Origin of the sequence: Pseudomonas granadensis, from assembly GCF_900105485.1 — a bacterium.
Classification (GTDB): Bacteria; Pseudomonadota; Gammaproteobacteria; order Pseudomonadales; family Pseudomonadaceae; genus Aquipseudomonas; species Aquipseudomonas granadensis.
In genome coordinates, this window is sequence record NZ_LT629778.1 from 5575883 (window position 1) to 5595500 (window position 19618).

General features: G+C 58.3%; 20 protein-coding genes. 4 read left to right on the forward strand and 16 right to left on the reverse strand.

The window, feature by feature from the left end; translation table 11 throughout:
* Window positions 1–19 precede the first annotated feature (19 nt).
* The 4 genes from BLU52_RS24915 to BLU52_RS24930 all read left to right on the forward strand — a co-directional run bounded on the left by BLU52_RS24915 (window position 20) and on the right by BLU52_RS24930 (window position 3232).
* A complete protein-coding gene (locus BLU52_RS24915) occupies window positions 20–982 on the forward strand; it encodes an AurF N-oxygenase family protein (protein ID WP_090287809.1) in 963 nt (320 codons plus the stop codon).
* A gap of 5 nt (window positions 983–987) precedes the next feature.
* Window positions 988–2040 (forward strand): 2Fe-2S iron-sulfur cluster-binding protein, encoded by a 1053-nt coding sequence (locus BLU52_RS24920; RefSeq protein WP_231987992.1) that lies wholly within the window; start codon window positions 988–990, stop codon window positions 2038–2040.
* 37 nt (window positions 2041–2077) lie between these two features.
* Window positions 2078–2788, forward strand: coding sequence for a glutamine amidotransferase (locus BLU52_RS24925; RefSeq protein WP_090287815.1), 711 nt, complete (start codon window positions 2078–2080; stop codon window positions 2786–2788).
* 75 nt (window positions 2789–2863) lie between these two features.
* Window positions 2864–3232 carry an antibiotic biosynthesis monooxygenase family protein gene (locus BLU52_RS24930; RefSeq protein ID WP_090287817.1) on the forward strand — a complete coding sequence of 123 codons (369 nt, stop codon included), beginning with the start codon at window positions 2864–2866 and terminating at the stop codon, window positions 3230–3232.
* 203 nt (window positions 3233–3435) lie between these two features.
* On the opposite strand, the gene glmS is transcribed toward BLU52_RS24930, so the two are convergent.
* The 16 genes from glmS to mnmG form a co-directional block, all read right to left on the reverse strand.
* Window positions 3436–5268 (reverse strand): glutamine--fructose-6-phosphate transaminase (isomerizing), encoded by a 1833-nt coding sequence (glmS, locus tag BLU52_RS24935; protein WP_090287818.1) that lies wholly within the window; start codon window positions 5266–5268, stop codon window positions 3436–3438.
* 2 nt (window positions 5269–5270) lie between these two features.
* A complete protein-coding gene (locus BLU52_RS24940; RefSeq protein WP_090287819.1) occupies window positions 5271–6047 on the reverse strand; it encodes a DeoR/GlpR family DNA-binding transcription regulator in 777 nt (258 codons plus the stop codon).
* A gap of 200 nt (window positions 6048–6247) precedes the next feature.
* A complete protein-coding gene (gene glmU / locus BLU52_RS24945) occupies window positions 6248–7615 on the reverse strand; it encodes a bifunctional UDP-N-acetylglucosamine diphosphorylase/glucosamine-1-phosphate N-acetyltransferase GlmU (protein ID WP_090287821.1) in 1368 nt (455 codons plus the stop codon).
* 118 nt (window positions 7616–7733) lie between these two features.
* On the reverse strand, window positions 7734–8159 hold the full coding sequence (locus tag BLU52_RS24950) for a F0F1 ATP synthase subunit epsilon (RefSeq protein WP_016772407.1): 426 nt from the start codon (window positions 8157–8159) through the stop codon (window positions 7734–7736).
* Window positions 8160–8204: 45 nt separating this feature from the next.
* Window positions 8205–9584 (reverse strand): F0F1 ATP synthase subunit beta, encoded by a 1380-nt coding sequence (gene atpD, locus BLU52_RS24955; protein WP_090287822.1) that lies wholly within the window; start codon window positions 9582–9584, stop codon window positions 8205–8207.
* A 27-nt stretch (window positions 9585–9611) separates the two neighbouring features.
* Complete coding sequence (atpG, locus tag BLU52_RS24960) at window positions 9612–10472, reverse strand: F0F1 ATP synthase subunit gamma (RefSeq protein WP_007911960.1); 861 nt, start codon at window positions 10470–10472, stop codon at window positions 9612–9614.
* 50 nt (window positions 10473–10522) lie between these two features.
* The gene (gene atpA, locus BLU52_RS24965) at window positions 10523–12067 is read right to left on the reverse strand and encodes a F0F1 ATP synthase subunit alpha (RefSeq protein WP_016772405.1); all 1545 of its coding nucleotides are present in this window, start codon (window positions 12065–12067) and stop codon (window positions 10523–10525) included.
* Window positions 12068–12088: 21 nt separating this feature from the next.
* Window positions 12089–12625 (reverse strand): F0F1 ATP synthase subunit delta, encoded by a 537-nt coding sequence (locus BLU52_RS24970; RefSeq protein ID WP_016772404.1) that lies wholly within the window; start codon window positions 12623–12625, stop codon window positions 12089–12091.
* Window positions 12626–12637: 12 nt separating this feature from the next.
* A complete protein-coding gene (locus BLU52_RS24975; protein WP_016772403.1) occupies window positions 12638–13108 on the reverse strand; it encodes a F0F1 ATP synthase subunit B in 471 nt (156 codons plus the stop codon).
* Window positions 13109–13167: 59 nt separating this feature from the next.
* Entirely contained in the window at window positions 13168–13425 is a 258-nt protein-coding gene (gene atpE / locus BLU52_RS24980) for a F0F1 ATP synthase subunit C (RefSeq protein WP_003097235.1), read from the reverse strand.
* A 133-nt stretch (window positions 13426–13558) separates the two neighbouring features.
* A complete protein-coding gene (atpB, locus tag BLU52_RS24985; RefSeq protein ID WP_016772402.1) occupies window positions 13559–14428 on the reverse strand; it encodes a F0F1 ATP synthase subunit A in 870 nt (289 codons plus the stop codon).
* 16 nt (window positions 14429–14444) lie between these two features.
* Entirely contained in the window at window positions 14445–14852 is a 408-nt protein-coding gene (locus BLU52_RS24990; protein ID WP_090287824.1) for a F0F1 ATP synthase subunit I, read from the reverse strand.
* Window positions 14853–15000: 148 nt separating this feature from the next.
* Window positions 15001–15873, reverse strand: coding sequence for a ParB/RepB/Spo0J family partition protein (locus BLU52_RS24995; RefSeq protein WP_090287826.1), 873 nt, complete (start codon window positions 15871–15873; stop codon window positions 15001–15003).
* Between the two features lie 9 nt (window positions 15874–15882).
* On the reverse strand, window positions 15883–16680 hold the full coding sequence (locus tag BLU52_RS25000; RefSeq protein WP_090287828.1) for a ParA family protein: 798 nt from the start codon (window positions 16678–16680) through the stop codon (window positions 15883–15885).
* Between the two features lie 18 nt (window positions 16681–16698).
* Entirely contained in the window at window positions 16699–17343 is a 645-nt protein-coding gene (gene rsmG / locus BLU52_RS25005; RefSeq protein WP_090287830.1) for a 16S rRNA (guanine(527)-N(7))-methyltransferase RsmG, read from the reverse strand.
* On the reverse strand, window positions 17340–19238 hold the full coding sequence (gene mnmG / locus BLU52_RS25010; protein WP_090287832.1) for a tRNA uridine-5-carboxymethylaminomethyl(34) synthesis enzyme MnmG: 1899 nt from the start codon (window positions 19236–19238) through the stop codon (window positions 17340–17342). Before mnmG ends, rsmG begins: the two co-directional genes overlap by 4 nt.
* Window positions 19239–19618: the final 380 nt, after the last annotated feature.

Here is a 19618-nt window from a genome sequence, read left to right on the forward strand (position 1 = left end):
TTCCCTTGGAGTTAAAAACATGGAACGTTTGAATTGTGGTACCGATGACGTAGTAAAAAACATGCTGGCCAAACTCTCCACGCTCTGGAAAACCCGCGCGGCCGTCAACAACCCGCAACCGAACTACTGGGGCCTCGCCTTCGATGCCGACAAGCACGACTTCAGTCTGTCGCTGTTACCGTTTCGTCATCACCAGGCCTGGCTCGAAGCCCCCCAGGACCTGCAATCCAAATGTCTGTCGTATGCGTGGGGCATCTACAACCTCAAGACTATCTACATCGAATGCAACGTGGTCGTGCCGGCCTGCGAGGACATTATCAAGACCCCGCCGCCGAGCAACAACCGCGCCCTGCTGCAAGACGTGATGTCTCAGGCACTGCTCGACGAAGCCCTGCACACGCGCATGTCCATCATGGCCTGCAACTATATCTATGACATGCGCAAACTCACCCCGCTGGACTTCAGCGCGTTCAACCTGGTGACCTGGCGCGAGGCGCTCCTGGCCAACTGCACTGCCGAATGGGAGCGACGCCTGACCCGTTTCGGCGTCGCGTGTGCCAGCGAAACGCTGATCACCGACTACCTCAAGACCATGGCCGAGGACGCCAGCATTCAGGCGGTGTGCCATGAGGTCACGCGTACCCACGCCATGGACGAGTGGAGCCATTCCAGCGTCTTCAGCTTCGTCGCTTCCGACATCGTCAATGGCCTGAGCCGCAAGGAACGCGTGTACCTGCGCGCGATCATCCTGCGCACGGTGCAGATGTTCGTCAATAACGAAATGGGCGCCTGGTCCACCGTGTTTTCGATGCTGGATTTCCCCCACGCCGGCGAGATCGTGCGTGATGTGGGCGACAACAACGAAATCAGCGTCTACACCGACTCGCTCGAAGCCCTGATAGACCGGATCGGCTTGACCGGCAACGGCCTCAGCAGTGCCGAGCATGCCATTGAAACCCTGGGCGAGAAGGCCCGCGCATGAACGGCATGGCATCCTTCACGGCCCTGTGCGAACACGTAAGCACTGAAACGGCCAACGTAAAAGTCTTCACCCTGCGCGCGGTGGACGCCCCCGTCGAATTCCTCGACAGCCTGGAGGCAGGCAGACACGTGGCCCTGCACGCCGCGGACATGGCGGGCATCTATCACCAACGGTTGTATTCGATCACGCGCAAGCATGGCGTTGACCGGTTCGACATTGCGGTCAAGCGTGAAGGCCATGGCGGGGTTTCGGACCAGTTGCACGCTACGCTGCAAGCCGGCTCAACCACCGCGATGCAGTTTGTCGCCGGTGATATTTCGCTGGAGTCGGTTCTGGGTTGCCGCCAGGTCGGCATGCTCGCCGGCGGCATCGGCATCACCTTGCCGATTGCATTGCTGCGGGGTCTGGCCGAGCGCGCGCAGCGTGGATTGGCGGTGCCCGATGTGAGCCTGCTGCTGTGTGTGCCGTCCATCGCCGAGATTTCGTTTCTACAGGAGTTGCTGGAGCTTGAGCTGACCACATCGTGGTTCTCCTTGCGGGTGTTCGTAACCCGCGAAGCGGTCAACAACAACGGACACTTCATCGCCGGTCGCCCCGAGGTCCAGGACCTGAGTCGGCTGGGTAACCCCGACCGCGTGGTTATCTGCGGCAGCCATGGCTTCGCCCAGGACATGCGCGAGCACACCCTGGCCATGTTCCCCGCGAGCCGCTTGCTCATCGAGTCATTCACGCCACCGGCCGCGCCGGCCTCCGCCGCTCAGCCGCAGGCTCAAGCCGACGCGACGCTGCGCCTGCACTTGAACCACAACGATCAGGTGCTGGAGCCGGCCGCCGGCAAGAGTTTGCTGGAGATGCTCGAAACCGGTGGCATCGAGGTACGCAGCCTTTGCCGCACCGGCATCTGCGGTCACTGCCGGCTGAAAGTATCGGAGGGTCACTACACCCTTGAACCCGACTTTTGCCTGACGGACAAGGACAAGGACGACGGCTACGCCCTCGCCTGCTGCACCTTCCCGCAATCCGGGACGATCAAGGTCGACCTCTCCACCACGGTATGAACACGTACCGTCCTTACTTCAACAACTGGTTTTTTCCATGAAAACTGCCATTGCATTGCGCCATATTCACTTCGAAGACGTTGGCACCCTGGATATCGTTCTCTCCGAAGCAGGCTATACGCTGATTTACCTGGACCCCACGGTCGACGCCATTTACAGCGAGCCGGTGCTGCAGGCCGACTTGTTGATCGTACTCGGCGGCCCGATTGGAGCCTATGACGAGCAGCTGTATCCGTTTTTGCACGACGAATTGAAACTGGTGCGCCAGCGCGTTGCGTCCGGCAATCCCCTGCTGGGCATCTGCCTCGGTGCGCAATTGATCGCCCGGGCCATGCAGGCCGACGTCTACCCGATGGGGGTCAAGGAGATCGGTTTTGCACCGTTGACCCTGACCGCGGCCGGTCAAGACTCGCCGCTCGCCGCGCTGATGGACACCCCCGTGCTGCACTGGCACGGCGACCAGTTCGATGTGCCAGAAGGCGCTGTGCTGCTGGCCAGTACCCCGGTAGGTGCGCATCAGGCATTCGCCGTGGGCAACACGATTCTCGGCCTGCAATTTCACCTCGAAGCCGATACCGCCAACATCGAGCAATGGCTGGTTGGTCATGCCAGCGAGCTGGCACAAGCCGGCATCGACCCTGTTGCGTTGCGCAGCGAGGCCCTTCACCTCGGCGACCGCCTGACCCGCGCCGCGAGCCACGTCATGCGGGCCTGGCTGAACAACCTGGGCACCCCGATAAAACACTGATAGCGATCGGGCACCTGCCCAGCGCATTTGCACCGTGTAAACCACCTGAAAAATATCAAGGATGAGGAATCAAAAATGATTGTCGTTTTGTTTGAGTTACAGGCACTGCCAGGCCAGGGCGAGACCTATGTTGACCTGGTCAACAAGCTGACCCCGCTGCTTGAACCCATGGAGGGGTTTATCTCCGTTGAGTGCTTTCAAAGCACGCTCAACCCCAAGAAGGTGATGTCGGTCACCACCTGGCGCGATGAGGAGGCCGTGGTGCAGTGGCGCAACGTGACAGCCCACCTGTCGGCACAGCGCGCCGGACGCGACAAAATCTTCGATGACTACCGCGTGCGCGTGACATCGGTGATTCGCGATTACGGTCTGCGTGATCGCGAACAGGCACCGTACAACGTAGTGGTCGACGGTGAACCCGCCACGGCTGGCGCGGTGGTTTAACGGAGTATCTTTGTCACCTGCCCAAGTGCGAGAGATTTATTGTCGGTGGTTGTGGTGAGCCGTGCTCACCACAACCCGCTCTTCGCCATCGATAATTGCGCAACGCCTATTCGGTCATCCGGTGGACGCCGTTAAATAGAAAAAGCCCCTGAAATCAGGGGCTTTGGCATTGCTTGGAAATCTGTTTTTTAGCGGTGGATAACTTATTCCACCGTCACCGACTTCGCCAGATTGCGCGGCTGATCCACATCCGTGCCCTTGAGCACCGCGACGTAGTACGACAGCAACTGCAGCGGGATCGTGTAAAGGATCGGCGAGAGGATGTCGTGGATGTGCGGCATTTGCACAACGTGGGTGCCTTCGCCATTGGTCATCCCGGCCTTCTCATCAGCGAAGACGACCAGTTCGCCGCCACGGGCGCGGACTTCCTGCAGGTTGGATTTGAGCTTTTCCAACAGTTCGTTGTTCGGCGCAACGGTGACCACCGGCATGTCGTTATCCACCAGCGCCAGCGGGCCGTGTTTGAGCTCGCCGGCCGGGTAGGCTTCGGCGTGGATGTAGGAGATTTCCTTGAGTTTCAAGGCGCCTTCCATCGCCACCGGGAATTGCGCACCGCGACCGAGGAACAAGGTGTGGTTCTTCTCGGCGAACAGTTCGGCGATTTTTTCCACGGTGCTGTCCATCGCCAAGGCTTCGCCCAGGCGGGTTGGCAAGCGACGCAGCTCTTCCACCAGCGTGGCCTCAACGCCTTTGGCCAACGTCCCGCGAACCTGGCCCAAAGACAGGGTCAGCAGCAGCAGGCCGACCAATTGCGTGGTGAAGGCTTTGGTCGATGCAACGCCGATTTCGCGGCCGGCCTGGGTCAGCAGGGTCAGGTCGGATTCGCGCACCAGCGAACTGATGCCGACGTTGCAGATCGCCAGGCTGGCGAGGAAGCCCAGTTCTTTGGCGTTGCGCAGTGCGGCCAGGGTGTCGGCGGTTTCGCCCGATTGCGAGATGGTCACGAACAGCGTATCCGGCTGCACCACCACCTTGCGGTAGCGGAATTCGCTGGCGACTTCGACCTGGCACGGGATGCCGGCCAGTTCTTCCAGCCAGTAGCGCGCAACCATGCCGGCGTGATAACTGGTGCCGCAGGCGACGATCTGCACATTGCGCACCTTGGCAAACAGCTCGGCGGCTTGCGGCCCGAACGCTTGCACCAGTACCTGATCATTGCTCAGGCGGCCTTCGAGGGTGCGCTGCACCACTGCTGGCTGCTCGTGAATTTCCTTGAGCATGTAGTGGCGGAACTCGCCTTTGTCGGCGGCTTCGGCACCGTCGGTGTACTGCACGGTCTGACGCTCGACGGCGTTACCGTCGACGTCCCAGATCTGCACGCTGTCGCGTTGAATTTCGGCGATATCGCCTTCTTCCAGGTACATGAAGCGGTCGGTGACCTGGCGCAGCGCCAGTTGATCGGAAGCGAGGAAGTTTTCCCCCAGACCCAGGCCAACCACCAACGGACTGCCACTGCGCGCAGCGACCAGACGATCCGGTTGTTGCGCATTGATCACGGCCAGACCATAAGCGCCGTGCAGTTCCTTGACGGTGGCTTTGAGCGCAACGGTCAGGTCTGGCTGATGCTTGAGCTTTTCGGTGAGCAGGTGGGCGATGACTTCGGTGTCGGTGTCGGAAGTGAAGACGTAACCGAGTGCCTTCAGTTGTTCACGCAGCGCTTCGTGGTTTTCGATGATGCCGTTGTGCACCACCGCAATGTCACCGGAAAAATGCGGGTGAGCATTACGTTCGCAAGGTGCGCCGTGGGTTGCCCAGCGCGTGTGAGCGATGCCCAGACGACCGGCCAGAGGATGCTCGGTCAGCGCCGCTTCGAGCTCACTGACCTTGCCCGGCCGGCGCATGCGCGCAAGCATTGCGTCGTTGGTGTACACCGCCACACCGGCGCTGTCATAGCCGCGGTATTCAAGGCGCTTGAGGCCTTCGAGCAGGATCGCGGTGATATTACGTTCTGCCACTGCGCCGACAATTCCACACATGTTTATTTCTCCTGACTGACAGCCGCGCTAATCACGGTGATACCGCGGGCCTGAAGGTGATCGCGGGCCTCATCGGGCAGGCGATCGTCGGTAATTAGGGTATGGACGCTGCTCCACGGCAGCTCCAGGTTGGGGATCTTGCGGCCGATCTTGTCGGCCTCGACCATGACGATGACTTCGCGCGCCACTTCAGCCATTACCCGGCTCAGACCGAGCAGTTCGTTGAAGGTGGTCGTCCCGCGCACCAGATCAATGCCATCGGCGCCAATGAACAACTGATCAAAATCGTAGGAGCGCAGTACCTGCTCGGCGACCTGCCCCTGAAAGGATTCCGAATGCGGATCCCAGGTGCCGCCGGTCATCAGCAGCACGGGCTCGTGTTCAAGCTCGCTCAAGGCATTGGCGACGTGCAGGGAGTTGGTCATCACCACCAGACCCGGCTGCTGGCCGAGTTCAGGAATCATTGCGGCGGTGGTGCTGCCGCTGTCGATGATGATCCGCGCGTGTTCGCGGATGCGCTGAACCGCGGCGCGAGCAATCGCCTGCTTGTATCTGGAGACATTTTGCGCGGTTTCCGCGACCAGTTCCTGAGGCATGGTGATTGCTCCGCCGTAACGGCGCAGCAATAAACCATGACTTTCGAGCGCGGCCAGATCCTTGCGGATCGTAACTTCGGAGGTTTCGAAGCGCTTCGCCAGTTCATCCACACTGACTTCGCCCCGCTCGGTGAGCAAGGCGAGGATGTTGTGGCGGCGCTGGGGCGTATTGCGTTTCGACATGGCGGCTTATGTTTCGATTCGAAAGATAACGTAAGCAATCAAAACCTATCGAAACAATGCCGTCAAGCCGTTGCGAGAAAAATTCAGAAAATGACGCAATTTGTTTGGGAGCGAGCCTGCTCGCGAAGGGGTCTCTCAGGCTAGTTAGTACACCTGATCAAACGCTTTCACGAGCGGGCTACCTGAGAACTGTGGATAACTCAGGATTTTTCGATTTTTACCGGCCGCTTCCAGCCATCGATATTTTTCTGCCGCGCCCGCCCGACAGCCAGCTGCGCCTTATCCACATTTTGCGTAATCGTCGAACCGGCCGCGGTGGTTGCCCCGCTGGAGATATCCACAGGCGCAACCAGCGAATTGTTTGAGCCGATGAACACATCCGCACCCAACACGGTTTTCCACTTGTTGGCGCCATCGTAGTTGCAGGTGATGGTGCCGGCGCCGATGTTGGTGCGCGCACCGATTTCGGCATCGCCCAGATAGGTCAGATGACCCGCCTTCGCGCCCTCGCCCATGTGAGCGTTTTTCAACTCGACGAAGTTACCCACATGCGCGCGAGCTTCAAGCACGGTGCCAGGACGCAGACGCGCGAACGGTCCGGCATCGCTGCCTTCGCCGAGAATCGCACCTTCGATATGGCTGTTGGCTTTGATCACCACGCCTTTGCGCAGGGTGCTGTCCTTGATCACGCAATTCGGGCCAATGACAACATCGTCTTCGATCACCACATTGCCTTCGAGGATCACGTTGATATCGATCAGCACGTCTCGACCGACAGTGACTTCACCACGCACATCAAAACGTGCCGGATCACGCAGGGTCACGCCTTGTGCCATCAAACAACGACCGGCGCGCATCTGGTAATGACGCTCGAGTTCGGACAGTTGCTTGCGATCGTTGGCGCCCTGCACTTCCATCGGGTCATGCGGTTGTTCGGTGGCTACCACCAGACCATCGCTGACCGCCATTTCGATCACGTCGGTCAAGTAGTACTCGCCTTGGGCGTTGTTGTTCGACAGGCGGCTCATCCAATCCGCGAGGCGATTGGCCGGCACGGCGAGAATGCCGGTGTTGCCTTCGGTTATCGCGCGTTGGGCTTCGCTGGCATCTTTGTGTTCAACGATGGCGGCCACCTTGCCGTCGGCATCACGCACGATGCGGCCATAACCGGTCGGGTCGTCGAGTTCGACGGTGAGCAAGCCCATCTGACCAGGCACCACGTGCTTGAGTAAACGCTGCAAGGTTTCGACTTCGATCAACGGCACGTCGCCGTAAAGGATCAACACGGTGTCGGCAGTAATGAACGGCACTGCTTGTGCCGTGGCGTGGCCGGTACCGAGTTGTTTGTCCTGGAGGACGAAATTCAGATCGTCGGCCGCCAGGCGCTCACGCACCACATCGGCGCCGTGACCGATCACCACATGAATACGTTGCGGGTCCAGTTGACGGGCGCTGTGGATAACATGACCCAGCATGGAGTCGCCGGCAATCGGGTGCAGCACCTTCGGCAAGGCAGAACGCATGCGGGTGCCTTGGCCGGCCGCGAGGATAACGATTTCAAGAGACATGACTGGCTACCAATCCTGGGTGGTCAGCGACTGCGACCGGTTTTCGGGAATTCGGAAAAGAAAAAAGGGTAGCCGAGGCTACCCTTTTTTATCAATCGCACAACAAGCGGCTGACGGATTAACCGCCAAACTTCTTGCGGATCTGCTGGACGGTGCGCAGTTGAGCTGCAGCCTCGGCCAGACGTGTGGCAGCGGCGCCGTAATCGAAGTCCGCGCCTTTTTCGTTCAGGGCATTCTCGGCAGCCTTGAGAGCTGCCTGAGCCTGAGCTTCATCCAGGTCGGCGGCACGTTGCACAGTATCGGCAAGCACCTTGACCATGTTCGGCTGAACCTCGAGGAAACCACCGGAGATGTAGAACACCTCGGCTTCCCCGCCTTGCTTGATCAGGCGGATCGGACCCGGCTTGAGATTAGTGATCAGCGGCGCGTGACCCAGAGCGATACCAAGATCACCCAGTGCACCGTGCGCAATCACCATCTCGACCAGGCCGGAAAAGATTTCCCCTTCCGCGCTGACGATATCGCAATGGACTGTCATAGCCATCTGATTGCCTCAACCTAAATTAGCGCCCGTTGCCGGGCGCCGGGATTACAGTTTCTTGGCTTTCTCGATCGCTTCTTCGATGCCGCCAACCATGTAGAACGCTTGTTCTGGCAGGTGGTCGTAGTCACCATTGAGGATGCCTTTGAAGCCAGCAATGGTGTCTTTCAGGGAAACGTATTTACCCGAAGCACCGGTGAAGACTTCAGCCACGAAGAACGGCTGCGACAAGAAGCGCTGGATCTTGCGAGCACGGTTAACCAACTGCTTGTCGGCTTCCGAAAGCTCGTCCATACCCAGGATCGCGATGATGTCCTTCAGCTCTTTGTAACGTTGCAGAACGTACTGAACGCCGCGAGCGGTGTCGTAGTGGTCCTGGCCGATCACGTTCGGGTCCAGCTGGCGCGAAGTCGAATCCAGTGGATCTACCGCCGGGTAGATACCCAGGGAAGCGATGTCACGGGACAGAACGACGGTGGCGTCCAGGTGGGCGAAGGTGGTCGCTGGCGACGGGTCGGTCAAGTCGTCCGCCGGTACGTATACCGCCTGGATCGAAGTGATCGAACCTTCCTTGGTCGAAGTGATACGTTCCTGCAGAACGCCCATCTCTTCAGCCAGGGTCGGCTGGTAACCTACTGCCGAAGGCATACGGCCCAGCAGTGCGGATACTTCAGTACCGGCCAGTGTGTAACGATAGATGTTGTCGACGAACAGCAGAACGTCGTTACCTTCGTCACGGAACTTCTCGGCCATGGTCAGGCCGGTCAGGGCTACGCGCAGACGGTTTCCCGGCGGCTCGTTCATCTGACCGTAAACCAGTGCCACTTTGTCCAGAACGTTGGAGTCCTTCATCTCGTGGTAGAAGTCGTTACCCTCACGAGTACGCTCACCCACACCGGCGAACACGGAATAACCGCTGTGCTCGATGGCGATGTTACGGATCAGTTCCATCATGTTTACGGTTTTGCCTACACCGGCACCACCGAACAGACCGACTTTACCGCCCTTGGCGAACGGGCAAACCAGGTCGATAACCTTGATGCCGGTTTCCAGCAGGTCGTTGCCGCCCGCTTGCTCGGCGAACGAAGGTGCAGGACGGTGAATGCCCCAGCGCTCTTCGGTGTCGATCGGGCCAGCTTCGTCGATCGGGTTGCCGAGGACGTCCATGATCCGGCCCAGGGTCGCTTTACCGACCGGTACGGAAATGGCTGCGCCAGAGTCGCTGACTTCCAGACCGCGCTTCAAGCCCTCGGTGGAACCCATCGCAATGGTACGAACCACGCCGTCGCCCAGCTGCTGCTGAACTTCCAGAGTGGTTGCGGCCGCGCTTTGTACAGTCAGCGCGTTGTAGATGCTCGGTACGCTGTCGCGTGGAAATTCCACGTCGATAACGGCGCCGATGATTTGAACGATACGTCCGCTACTCATAGCTGGATCCTCTGAATATTTGAACCGTTAAACCGCGGCAGCGCCGCCGACGATTTCCGAGATCTCTTGGGTGATCGCAGCCTGACGCGCCTTGTTGTAGATCAGCTGCAAATCGCTGATCAAATCACCGGCGTTGTCGGTAGCGTTCTTCATCGCGATCATCCGCGCAGCCTGTTCAGCCGCGTTGTTCTCGACCACCGCCTGGTAGACCTGCGACTCGACGTAACGGACCATCAAGCCGTCAAGCAGCTCTTTGGCATCCGGTTCGTAGAGATAGTCCCAGTGGTGCTTGAGATCCTGATCCGGCGTGGCCACCAGCGGAATCAACTGCTCCACGGTAGGCTGTTGCGTCATGGTGTTGATGAACTTGTTGGACACCACGGACAGGCGGTCAATACGGCCGTCCAGGTAGGCATCCAGCATCACCTTGACGCTGCCGATCAGATCATTGATCGACGGCTCTTCACCCAGGTGGCTGATAGCTGCAACGACGTTACCGCCGAAGTTGCGGAAAAAGGCCGCACCCTTGCTACCAACGACACACAGATCGATCTCGACGCCGTTTTCGCGGTTTACCGCCATGTCCTTGACCAGGGCCTTGAACAGGTTGGTGTTCAAGCCGCCGCACAGACCACGGTCACTGCTCACGACGACATAACCGACGCGCTTGATTTCGCGGTCGATCATGAACGGGTGGCGGTATTCCGGGTTGGCGTTGGCCAGATGCCCAATTACCTGGCGGATACGCTCCGCATAAGGACGGCTAGCAGCCATGCGCATTTGTGCCTTGCGCATTTTGCTGACCGCCACTTTTTCCATGGCGCTGGTAATCTTTTGCGTGCTTTTGATGCTCGCAATCTTACTGCGAATCTCTTTTGCGCCTGCCATGTAACACCTATCAGGTTAGCAAGCGGGAGCCTCGCGGCTCCCGCTGCGGCTTACCAGGTTTGGGTGGCCTTGAACTTCTCGATACCGGCTTTCATGCCAGCGTCGATTTCGTCATTGAAGTCACCTTTAACGTTGATCTTCGCCATCAAATCGGCGTGATCGCGGTTGAAGAAAGCAATCAGCGCTTGTTCGAAGCTGCCGACCTTGGCGATTTCAATGTCAGTCAGGAACCCACGCTCAGCGGCATACAGCGACAGCGCCATGTCAGCGATCGACATTGGTGCGTATTGCTTCTGCTTCATCAGCTCGGTAACGCGCTGACCATGCTCAAGTTGCTTGCGGGTCGCTTCGTCCAGGTCAGAAGCGAACTGGGCGAATGCCGCCAGTTCACGGTACTGAGCCAGAGCGGTACGGATACCACCGGAGAGCTTCTTGATGATCTTGGTCTGAGCGGCACCACCCACACGGGATACCGAAACACCGGCGTTCACTGCAGGGCGGATGCCCGAGTTGAACATGGCCGATTCCAGGAAGATCTGACCGTCGGTGATGGAAATCACGTTGGTCGGAACGAACGCGGAAACGTCGCCAGCCTGGGTTTCGATGATCGGCAGTGCGGTCAGGGAACCGGTTTTGCCGGTCACTGCGCCGTTGGTGAACTTCTCTACGTATTCTTCCGAAACGCGGGATGCGCGCTCCAGCAGACGGGAGTGGAGATAGAACACGTCGCCTGGGTAAGCTTCACGGCCTGGTGGACGGCGCAGCAGCAGGGAGATCTGGCGGTAAGCCACTGCCTGCTTGGACAGATCGTCATAAACGATCAGCGCGTCTTCACCGCGGTCGCGGAAGAATTCACCCATGGTGCAACCGGAGTACGGTGCCAGGAACTGCAGCGCAGGAGATTCCGAAGCACTGGCAGCCACGATGATCGTGTTGGCCAGGGCGCCGTTTTCTTCCAGCTTGCGAACCACGTTGGCGATGGTCGATTGCTTCTGACCGATCGCTACGTAGACGCAGAAAATGCCGCTGTCTTTCTGGTTGATGATCGCGTCGATCGCCAGAGCGGTTTTACCGATCTGACGGTCACCGATGATCAGCTCACGCTGGCCACGGCCGACCGGGATCATGGCATCGACAGCCTTGTAGCCAGTCTGTACAGGCTGGTCTACCGACTTACGCCAGATCACGCCTGGAGCAACTTTCTCGACCGCGTCGGTCTCGGTGTTGCCCAGTGGACCTTTGCCGTCAACAGGGTTACCCAGCGCATCGACTACGCGGCCCAGCAATTCCTTACCAACAGGAACTTCGAGGATGCGGCCGGTGCACTTGGCGCTCATGCCTTCAGCCAGCGACTGGTAGGAGCCCAATACCACGGCACCTACGGAGTCCTGCTCCAGGTTGAGGGCCATACCGTAGACGCCGCCCGGAAACTCGATCATCTCGCCGTACATGACGTCGGCCAGACCGTGAATCCGCACGATGCCGTCAGATACGCTGACGACAGTGCCTTCGTTACGGGCTTGGGAGGTCACATCGAGCTTGTCGATGCGGCCCTTGATAATTTCACTTATTTCGGAAGGATTGAGTTGCTGCATTGCTCTGCTGCCCCTTCAAACTCAAGATTTCAATGCTTCGGCAAGTTTCGCGATTTTGCCGCGAATCGAGCCATCGATAACCAGGTCGCCGGCGCGGATCACGACACCACCAATCAAGGCAGCGTCCTCCGCAACTTGCAGGCGCACTTCCCGGTTGAGTCGTGCACTGAGAACCTTGGCGAGTTTGTCTTGCTGTTCTTGGTTCAATGCGAAAGCACTGGTCACTTCAACGTCTACCGATTTCTCTTGTTCGGCCTTGTACAGGTCGAACAGAGCGGCGATCTCCGGCAGAAGCAGGAGACGGTCGTTTTCGGCAACGACGTTGATGAAGTTGCGTGCCTTTTCATCAAACTTGTCGCCGCACACGTCAATGAACGTGGCGGCCTTTTCTGCGCTCGTCAGTCGCGGGGCCTTGAGCACGCGCTGCAGGGTGTCGTCTTGCGACACCGCTGCTGCCAGGCCGAGCATGGCTGACCAATTGGCCAGTTGCTGGTGGGCCTGAGCGTGCTCGAAGGCCGCCTTAGCGTAAGGTCGGGCCAACGTGGTCAGTTCTGCCATGATCGCCCTCGCTTAGATTTCAGCAGCCAGTTGGTTAACCAGCTCTGCGTGCGCGTTTTGATCGATTGTGGCACCCAGGATCTTCTCGGCGCCGCCAACAGCCAGCAAGCCCACTTGGGCACGCAGCTTGTCTTTGACGCTGTTCAGTTCCTGTTCGATCTCGGCTTGAGCCTGAACCTTCACACGGTCAGCGTCGATACGGGCTTTTTCAACAGCCTCTTCGACGATCTGGTTACCGCGTTTCTTGGCTTGCTCGATGATTTCAGCTGCCTGAGCTTTCGCTTCGCGCAGTTGCTGACCCGCTTTTTCTTGGGCCAACTCCAGGTCGCGAGCTGCACGGCTGGCAGCGTCCAGACCATCAGCGATCTTCTTTTGACGTTCGTGCAGAGCAGCGATGACCGGCGGCCATACATACTTCATGCAGAACAGTACAAAAATCAGGAACGCAACGGACTGGCCAATCAGGGTCGCATTAATGTTCACGCCAACACCTCGCAGTTACGTTGTCCATCACACCAGATTACTCGGAAGAATCCGGGTAATCAGCCAGCGATCTGACCAACGAACGGGTTCGCAAAGGTGAAGAACAGAGCGATACCAACACCGATCATGGTTACGGCGTCGAGCAGACCGGCAACGATGAACATTTTAACTTGCAGCATTGGAACCATTTCTGGCTGACGCGCTGCGCCTTCCAGGAACTTGCCGCCCAACAGGCCGAAACCAATTGCGGTACCCAGTGCGCCCAGGCCGATCAACAGTGCAACAGCGATAGCGGTTAGACCAACTACAGTTTCCATCTTTCCTCCCGACTTTTACGTCGTATGGTTTAGGTTTTTTAGATTAAAGCGGTAAAACAAATCGTTTCAGGTGCCCTGTGAAGAGCCCCCTCCCATTTGACCGGGAGGGACATCAGACTAGTCGAGACTGGCCTTAATGGTTTTCTTCGTGCGCCATCGACAGGTAGACGATGGTCAGCATCATGAAGATGAACGCCTGCAGCGTGATGATCAGGATGTGGAACACAGCCCACGCCCACTGCAGAACAACGCCCAGGCCGCTCAGCCAGAGCAGGCCGCTGCCGAACATCACAGCGATCAGAATGAACACCAGCTCGCCGGCATACATGTTGCCGAACAGACGCAGAGCCAGAGAGATCGGCTTGGCAATCAGGGTCACGAATTCCAGCAGGAAGTTCACCGGGATCAGCAGGGCCTGAACGAAGATGTTCTTGCTGCCGAACGGGTGCAGGGTCAGTTCGCCGATGAAGCCGCCGATGCCCTTGACCTTGATGCTGTAGAAAATGATCAGCGCGAACACCGAGAACGCCATGCCCAGGGTCGCGTTCGGGTCGGTAGTCGACACGGCGCGGAACGGGATGTGCGCATCACCGGAGATCAGGATGGCCAGTTGAGGAATCCAGTCGACCGGTACAAGGTCGACGGCGTTCATCAGGAACACCCAGACGAAGATGGTCAGTGCCAGCGGTGCGATCACCGGGCTACGACCATGGAAGCTGTCTTTCACGCTGCCATCGACGAATTCGACCAATACTTCAACGAAGTTCTGCAAAGCACCCGGCTGACCCGACGTTGCCTTCTTCGCCGCCATGCGGAAAAGAAGAACGAAGATCAGACCCAGCGCGACCGACCAGCCGAGGGTATCGACGTGGAAAGCCCAGAAGCCCATTTCCTTGGCCTCTGCTGCGGTGTGGGCAAAGCCCCAGCCGCCGTTGGGTAGCTGACCGAAGGTCAGGTTCTGCAAGTGGTGCTGGATATAGCCCGAAGCGGTTGTTTCTGCCATGGTTGCCTCAAACGCCCTAAGGTCTCGAAAGTCTTGTTCTCATCAGCAGGGGAGCGAACCAGCTGACCGACTGCGTCAGCACGAACACGCCGAATACTGCGATCGGCGCCAGTGGCTTCACACCTGCGAACACCAGTGCAAACAGCACTGCCGTCAAAATCAGTTTGCCTGCCTCGCCGGCATAAAAAGACCGGACGATGGACTGGGCTGCTCGGGCGCCGGAAAACCGAAATGCCCTGTGAGCGAAATAAACATTGGGCAGCAAGGCTATCAGGCCTCCGCAAAGTCCCGAGTATCCGGCAACGACTCCATGCCATTGCCAGAGCGCCAACGCGGCAATCAGCAAAACGACAAATTGAGCCATCAGCACCGGAAAAACCGCCAGGCGATGGAACGGCAGGCGGTTTGGCTTGCGGGTTTCCATCACGTTTGCTCTCCAATGGTCGGCTGCCAGAATTCACTAACTTGGCATAATTTGTGCCGACAAAATGCGCGCAGAGTATAGGGGCGGTTCTGCCCCTATTCAACTGTCAGGTAGTGATTTCCGACTGCGCGCTACATGAGGAAATGTTTCAGCGGATGTGTGCGAGCACACCTTGAAGCTCATCGAGCGAGTTGTAACCAATCACCAATTGGCCCTTGCCCTTCTTCCCGTGGCGAATCTGCACCGCAGAGCCTAGGCGCTCGGCCAGCCGCTGTTCGAGGCGAGCGATGTCCGGATCGGGTTTGGCGGCTTCGACAGGCTCGGGTTTGCCACTCAACCACTGGCGAACCAGTGCCTCAGTTTGGCGCACGGTCAGCCCTCGTGCGACAACATGTCGCGCCCCTTCGACCTGCTGATTGTCCGGCAGACCGAGTAATGCACGGGCATGACCCATTTCCAGATCGCCATGAGACAGCATGGTCTTGATGACTTCAGGCAATGCAATAAGTCGCAACAGGTTAGCCACAGTCACGCGAGACTTACCCACAGCCTCGGCCACCTGCTGCTGGGTCAGCTGAAATTCCTGCTGCAGCCGTTGCAAGGCCACGGCCTCTTCGATCGGACTCAAGTCTTCGCGCTGGATGTTCTCGATCAGCGCGATGGCGATTGCGGTTTCATCAGGCACATCGCGGACCATGGCCGGGATGGTTTCCTGGCCAGCCTGTTGACTGGCGCGCCAGCGACGCTCACCGGCGATGATTTCGAAGCGGCCACCACCAATCGGACGCACCACGATCGGTTGCATCACGCCTTGGGCTTTGATCGAAGACGCCAGTTCTTCCAGCGCCTGCGGATCCATGTCCCGGCGCGGCTGGTATTTGCCGCGCTGAAGCAGGTCCAGCGGCAGATGCTGCAATTCCCGGGTATCAGCCTGCGCGGCCTGTTCTTCCAGGGCGCTGACTGTCGGACCGCTCAGCAGTGCATCCAGTCCACGTCCGAGACCTCGTTTCTTGACGGCCATGGGGATTCCTTAAGTTGGCTGGGCAGCGGCGATGCGTGAATTTTTGCGCTGACGGCGTACCATCTCGCCCGCGAGGGCCAGATAGGCCAGCGCGCCGCGCGACTGCTTGTCGTAGGCCAGTGCAGGCATGCCGTAGCTTGGCGCTTCGGCCAGACGGATGTTGCGCGGAATCACCGTGTCGTAAAGCTGCTCGCCGAAGTGTTCCTTGAGCTGCGCCGACACATCGTTCATCAGGCTCAGGCGCGGGTCGTACATGGTCCGCAACAGACCTTCGACTTTCAGGTTCGGATTCAGCAGTTCAGCGATGCGCTTGATGTTATCCACAAGGTCGCTCAAGCCTTCGAGCGCGAAATACTCGCACTGCATGGGGATAATTACCCCGTCGGAGGCGACCAGCGCGTTCAGCGTGAGCATCGACAGCGACGGCGGGCAGTCGATCAAAATGTAATCGTAGTTGTCGCGGATCGGCGCCAGCGCGCTACGCAGACGGCTTTCCTTCATCTGCATTTCGAGCAGCACCACTTCGGCAGCCGTCAGATCGCGGTTGGCCGGCAGCAGTTGATAACCGCCATGCTCGGAAAAATGCATGGCCTGGCTCAGATCGCATTCACCGATCAGCAGGTCGTAGACCGAATTTTCCAGGCCGTGTTTATCCACACCGCTACCCATGGTGGCGTTGCCCTGTGGATCGAGATCGATCAGCAGCACCCGGCGCTTGGTCGCGACCAGCGATGCTGCGAGGTTGATACAGGTGGTGGTCTTGCCCACACCACCCTTCTGGTTCGCTATCGCGAATACCTTAGCCATTCTTGCTTGTGTTCCCAATCATGCCGTGCGGCGCAGTATCAGCAGATGGCGTTGGCCTTGGCAACCGGGTACGGCCAGGGCGTGTTCGCTATCGAGTTTGAAGTCTGCCGGCAATGCTACCAGCTCATCGGCCGGATGAACGCCCTTCATTGCCAGCCACCGTGTATTGGCATCGCCCAGGTGACGAGTCCAGTTACTGAAATTCTCCATGCTGCTGAACGCCCGGGAAATGATCCCGTTAAATGGCTGCGCAGGCTGGAACGCCTCTACACGACTGTGGATAACTTGCAGGTTATCCAGTTTGAGTTCGAGTTTGACCTGTGTCAGGAAGCGGGTTTTCTTGCCGTTGCTGTCCAGGCAGGTCACCTGCGAATCCGGAAACAGGATCGCCAACGGAATCCCCGGCATGCCGCCGCCACTGCCGACGTCGAGCCAGCGGCCGTTTTCGATGAACGACATCACGCTCAGACTATCGAGCAAGTGACGCGAGACCATTTCATCCGGATCGCGCACAGCGGTGAGGTTGTAGGCCTGGTTCCATTTGATCAACAGGGCCAGATAACCCAGCAGCAACTCATGCTGGGCTTGCGTGAGCGCGACACCGAGCGCGCGGGCTCCTGTGGATAACTCTTCGGCGTGCTGCGAAGTGACCTTAGAACTCAAGCGCTTTGCTCCAACTGACGGCCCGCGCCGCGTTTTTTCAAATGAATCATCAACAGCGAAATGGCTGCCGGGGTCACACCCGGGATCCGCGAAGCCTGGCCGAGCGTCTCGGGGCGAGTCGCGCCCAGCTTGCTCTGGATCTCCTTGGAGAGACCGGAAATATTGGTGTAATCGATATCCACAGGCAGTTTGGTGTCTTCGCTGGCGCGCAAACGGGCGATTTCATCCTGCTGACGATCAATGTAACCGGCGTACTTGGTCTTGATTTCGACCTGCTCGGCAACCTGCAGGTCTTCAGCGCCGTTGCCGGTTACCTCGACCAGACCCGCGTAATCGATTTCCGGTCGGCTCAGGAGGTTGAGCAAGTTGTATTCGTGGGTCAGTGGCGTGCCGAATTTCTCGGCAATTGCATCGCCCTGTTGCGTATTGGGTCGCACCCAGGTGCTTTTCAGGCGCTGTTCTTCCAGATCGATGCTTTCGCGCTTCTTGCAGAACGCCGCCCAACGCGTGTCATCGACCAGACCCAGCTCCCGGCCTTTTTCGGTCAGACGCAGGTCGGCGTTGTCCTCGCGCAGGATCAGGCGGTACTCGGCGCGGGAAGTGAACATGCGGTACGGCTCTTGGGTACCGAGGGTGATCAGGTCATCGACCAACACGCCGATGTACGCTTCATCGCGACGCGGGCACCAGGCTTCTTTGCCTTTGGCGCGCAGCGCAGCGTTGGCGCCAGCGAGCAAACCTTGTGCACCGGCTTCTTCGTAACCGGTAGTGCCGTTGATCTGACCGGCAAAGAACAGACCGCCAATCACCTTGGTTTCCAGACTGTACTTCAGGTCGCGAGGATCGAAGTAGTCGTATTCGATCGCATAACCCGGACGCACGATGTGCGCGTTTTCCATGCCGCGGATCGATTGCACGATCTGCAATTGCACATCGAACGGCAAGCTTGTGGATATCCCGTTCGGGTACAGCTCATGGGTGGTCAAACCTTCCGGCTCGATGAACACCTGATGGCTTTCCTTGTCGGCAAAGCGGTGGATCTTGTCTTCGATCGACGGGCAGTAACGCGGGCCGATGCCCTCGATTTCGCCAGCAGCGGAATACATCGGCGAACGATCGAGGTTCGCCGCGATGATTTCGTGGGTGCGGGCATTGGTGTGGGTGATCCAGCAACTGACCTGTCGTGGATGCTGTTCCTTGTTGCCCATGAACGACATCACCGGGATCGGCGTATCGCCTGGCTGCTCGGTCATCACCGAGAAATCCACAGACTTGCCGTCAATACGCGGCGGGGTGCCGGTTTTCAAGCGGCCGACGCGCAGAGGCAGTTCACGCAGACGGTGCGCGAGTGCGATTGACGGTGGATCGCCAGCACGACCGCCGGAAAAATTCTGCAAACCGATGTGGATAAGTCCACCGAGGAACGTACCGGTGGTCAACACCACGGAATCGGCGAAGAAACGCAGACCCATTTGGGTAACAACGCCACGGACTTGCTCCTGCTCAACGATCAGGTCGTCAGCCGCTTGTTGAAATATCCACAGGTTCGGTTGGTTTTCCAGGATTTCGCGGACAGCCGCTTTGTACAGAATTCGGTCGGCCTGCGCACGGGTCGCCCGTACGGCCGGGCCTTTGCGGCTGTTCAACACGCGAAACTGGATACCACCCAAATCGGTAGCCATGGCCATCGCGCCGCCGAGGGCATCGATTTCCTTGACCAGATGGCTTTTGCCAATGCCACCGATGGCCGGGTTGCAACTCATGGCACCGAGGGTTTCCACGTTATGCGTCAGCAACAGGGTTTTTGCCCCCATACGTGCTGACGCCAGTGCTGCCTCGGTACCGGCATGACCGCCGCCGATGACGATCACTTCAAAACGGGAAGGGAAATCCACCACGCACCTCGTGCCTGCTTAATAGGTCATTCAGGAAATAGTTTGAGCTCAGGTTTATGGACCTGGTCGGCAAGTATAGGGACTTCGCCCTTTCTAAAGAACCCTTTGCACAAAATTTAACCAGCTGTGGAGAACTCGCGGTTAAAAGAATAAAAAAGAGAGAAATTTATAAAACCTTTGTTTTTATGTTTATTTTTACTGACCATGATTTCTGTGGATAGATCGCTACAGGCCACCATTTACGTGCTGTACAGAGATTTAAAACCCTGTGCTCATGTGCCAATGAGGGCATTGGATAAGCCTCGTAAGCCTGTGGATGAAAGGGGGTGTTATCCACAGAGGGGTTTATATCCAGTTTTGAAGCCCTGTTATCAACCGAT

What these genes read in the sequence shown, in the direction of transcription:
- BLU52_RS24915 (WP_090287809.1), top strand. Translation starts at nt 20, where the DNA reads ATGGAACGTTTGAATTGTGGTACCGATGACGTAGTAAAAAACATGCTG.
- BLU52_RS24920 (WP_231987992.1), top strand. Translation starts at nt 988, where the DNA reads ATGGCATCCTTCACGGCCCTGTGCGAACACGTAAGCACTGAAACGGCC.
- BLU52_RS24925 (WP_090287815.1), top strand. Translation starts at nt 2,078, where the DNA reads ATGAAAACTGCCATTGCATTGCGCCATATTCACTTCGAAGACGTTGGC.
- BLU52_RS24930 (WP_090287817.1), top strand. Translation starts at nt 2,864, where the DNA reads ATGATTGTCGTTTTGTTTGAGTTACAGGCACTGCCAGGCCAGGGCGAG.
- glmS (WP_090287818.1), bottom strand. Translation starts at nt 5,268, where the DNA reads ATGTGTGGAATTGTCGGCGCAGTGGCAGAACGTAATATCACCGCGATC.
- BLU52_RS24940 (WP_090287819.1), bottom strand. Translation starts at nt 6,047, where the DNA reads ATGTCGAAACGCAATACGCCCCAGCGCCGCCACAACATCCTCGCCTTG.
- glmU (WP_090287821.1), bottom strand. Translation starts at nt 7,615, where the DNA reads ATGTCTCTTGAAATCGTTATCCTCGCGGCCGGCCAAGGCACCCGCATG.
- BLU52_RS24950 (WP_016772407.1), bottom strand. Translation starts at nt 8,159, where the DNA reads ATGGCTATGACAGTCCATTGCGATATCGTCAGCGCGGAAGGGGAAATC.
- atpD (WP_090287822.1), bottom strand. Translation starts at nt 9,584, where the DNA reads ATGAGTAGCGGACGTATCGTTCAAATCATCGGCGCCGTTATCGACGTG.
- atpG (WP_007911960.1), bottom strand. Translation starts at nt 10,472, where the DNA reads ATGGCAGGCGCAAAAGAGATTCGCAGTAAGATTGCGAGCATCAAAAGC.
- atpA (WP_016772405.1), bottom strand. Translation starts at nt 12,067, where the DNA reads ATGCAGCAACTCAATCCTTCCGAAATAAGTGAAATTATCAAGGGCCGC.
- BLU52_RS24970 (WP_016772404.1), bottom strand. Translation starts at nt 12,625, where the DNA reads ATGGCAGAACTGACCACGTTGGCCCGACCTTACGCTAAGGCGGCCTTC.
- atpE (WP_003097235.1), bottom strand. Translation starts at nt 13,425, where the DNA reads ATGGAAACTGTAGTTGGTCTAACCGCTATCGCTGTTGCACTGTTGATC.
- atpB (WP_016772402.1), bottom strand. Translation starts at nt 14,428, where the DNA reads ATGGCAGAAACAACCGCTTCGGGCTATATCCAGCACCACTTGCAGAAC.
- BLU52_RS24990 (WP_090287824.1), bottom strand. Translation starts at nt 14,852, where the DNA reads ATGGAAACCCGCAAGCCAAACCGCCTGCCGTTCCATCGCCTGGCGGTT.
- BLU52_RS24995 (WP_090287826.1), bottom strand. Translation starts at nt 15,873, where the DNA reads ATGGCCGTCAAGAAACGAGGTCTCGGACGTGGACTGGATGCACTGCTG.
- BLU52_RS25000 (WP_090287828.1), bottom strand. Translation starts at nt 16,680, where the DNA reads ATGGCTAAGGTATTCGCGATAGCGAACCAGAAGGGTGGTGTGGGCAAG.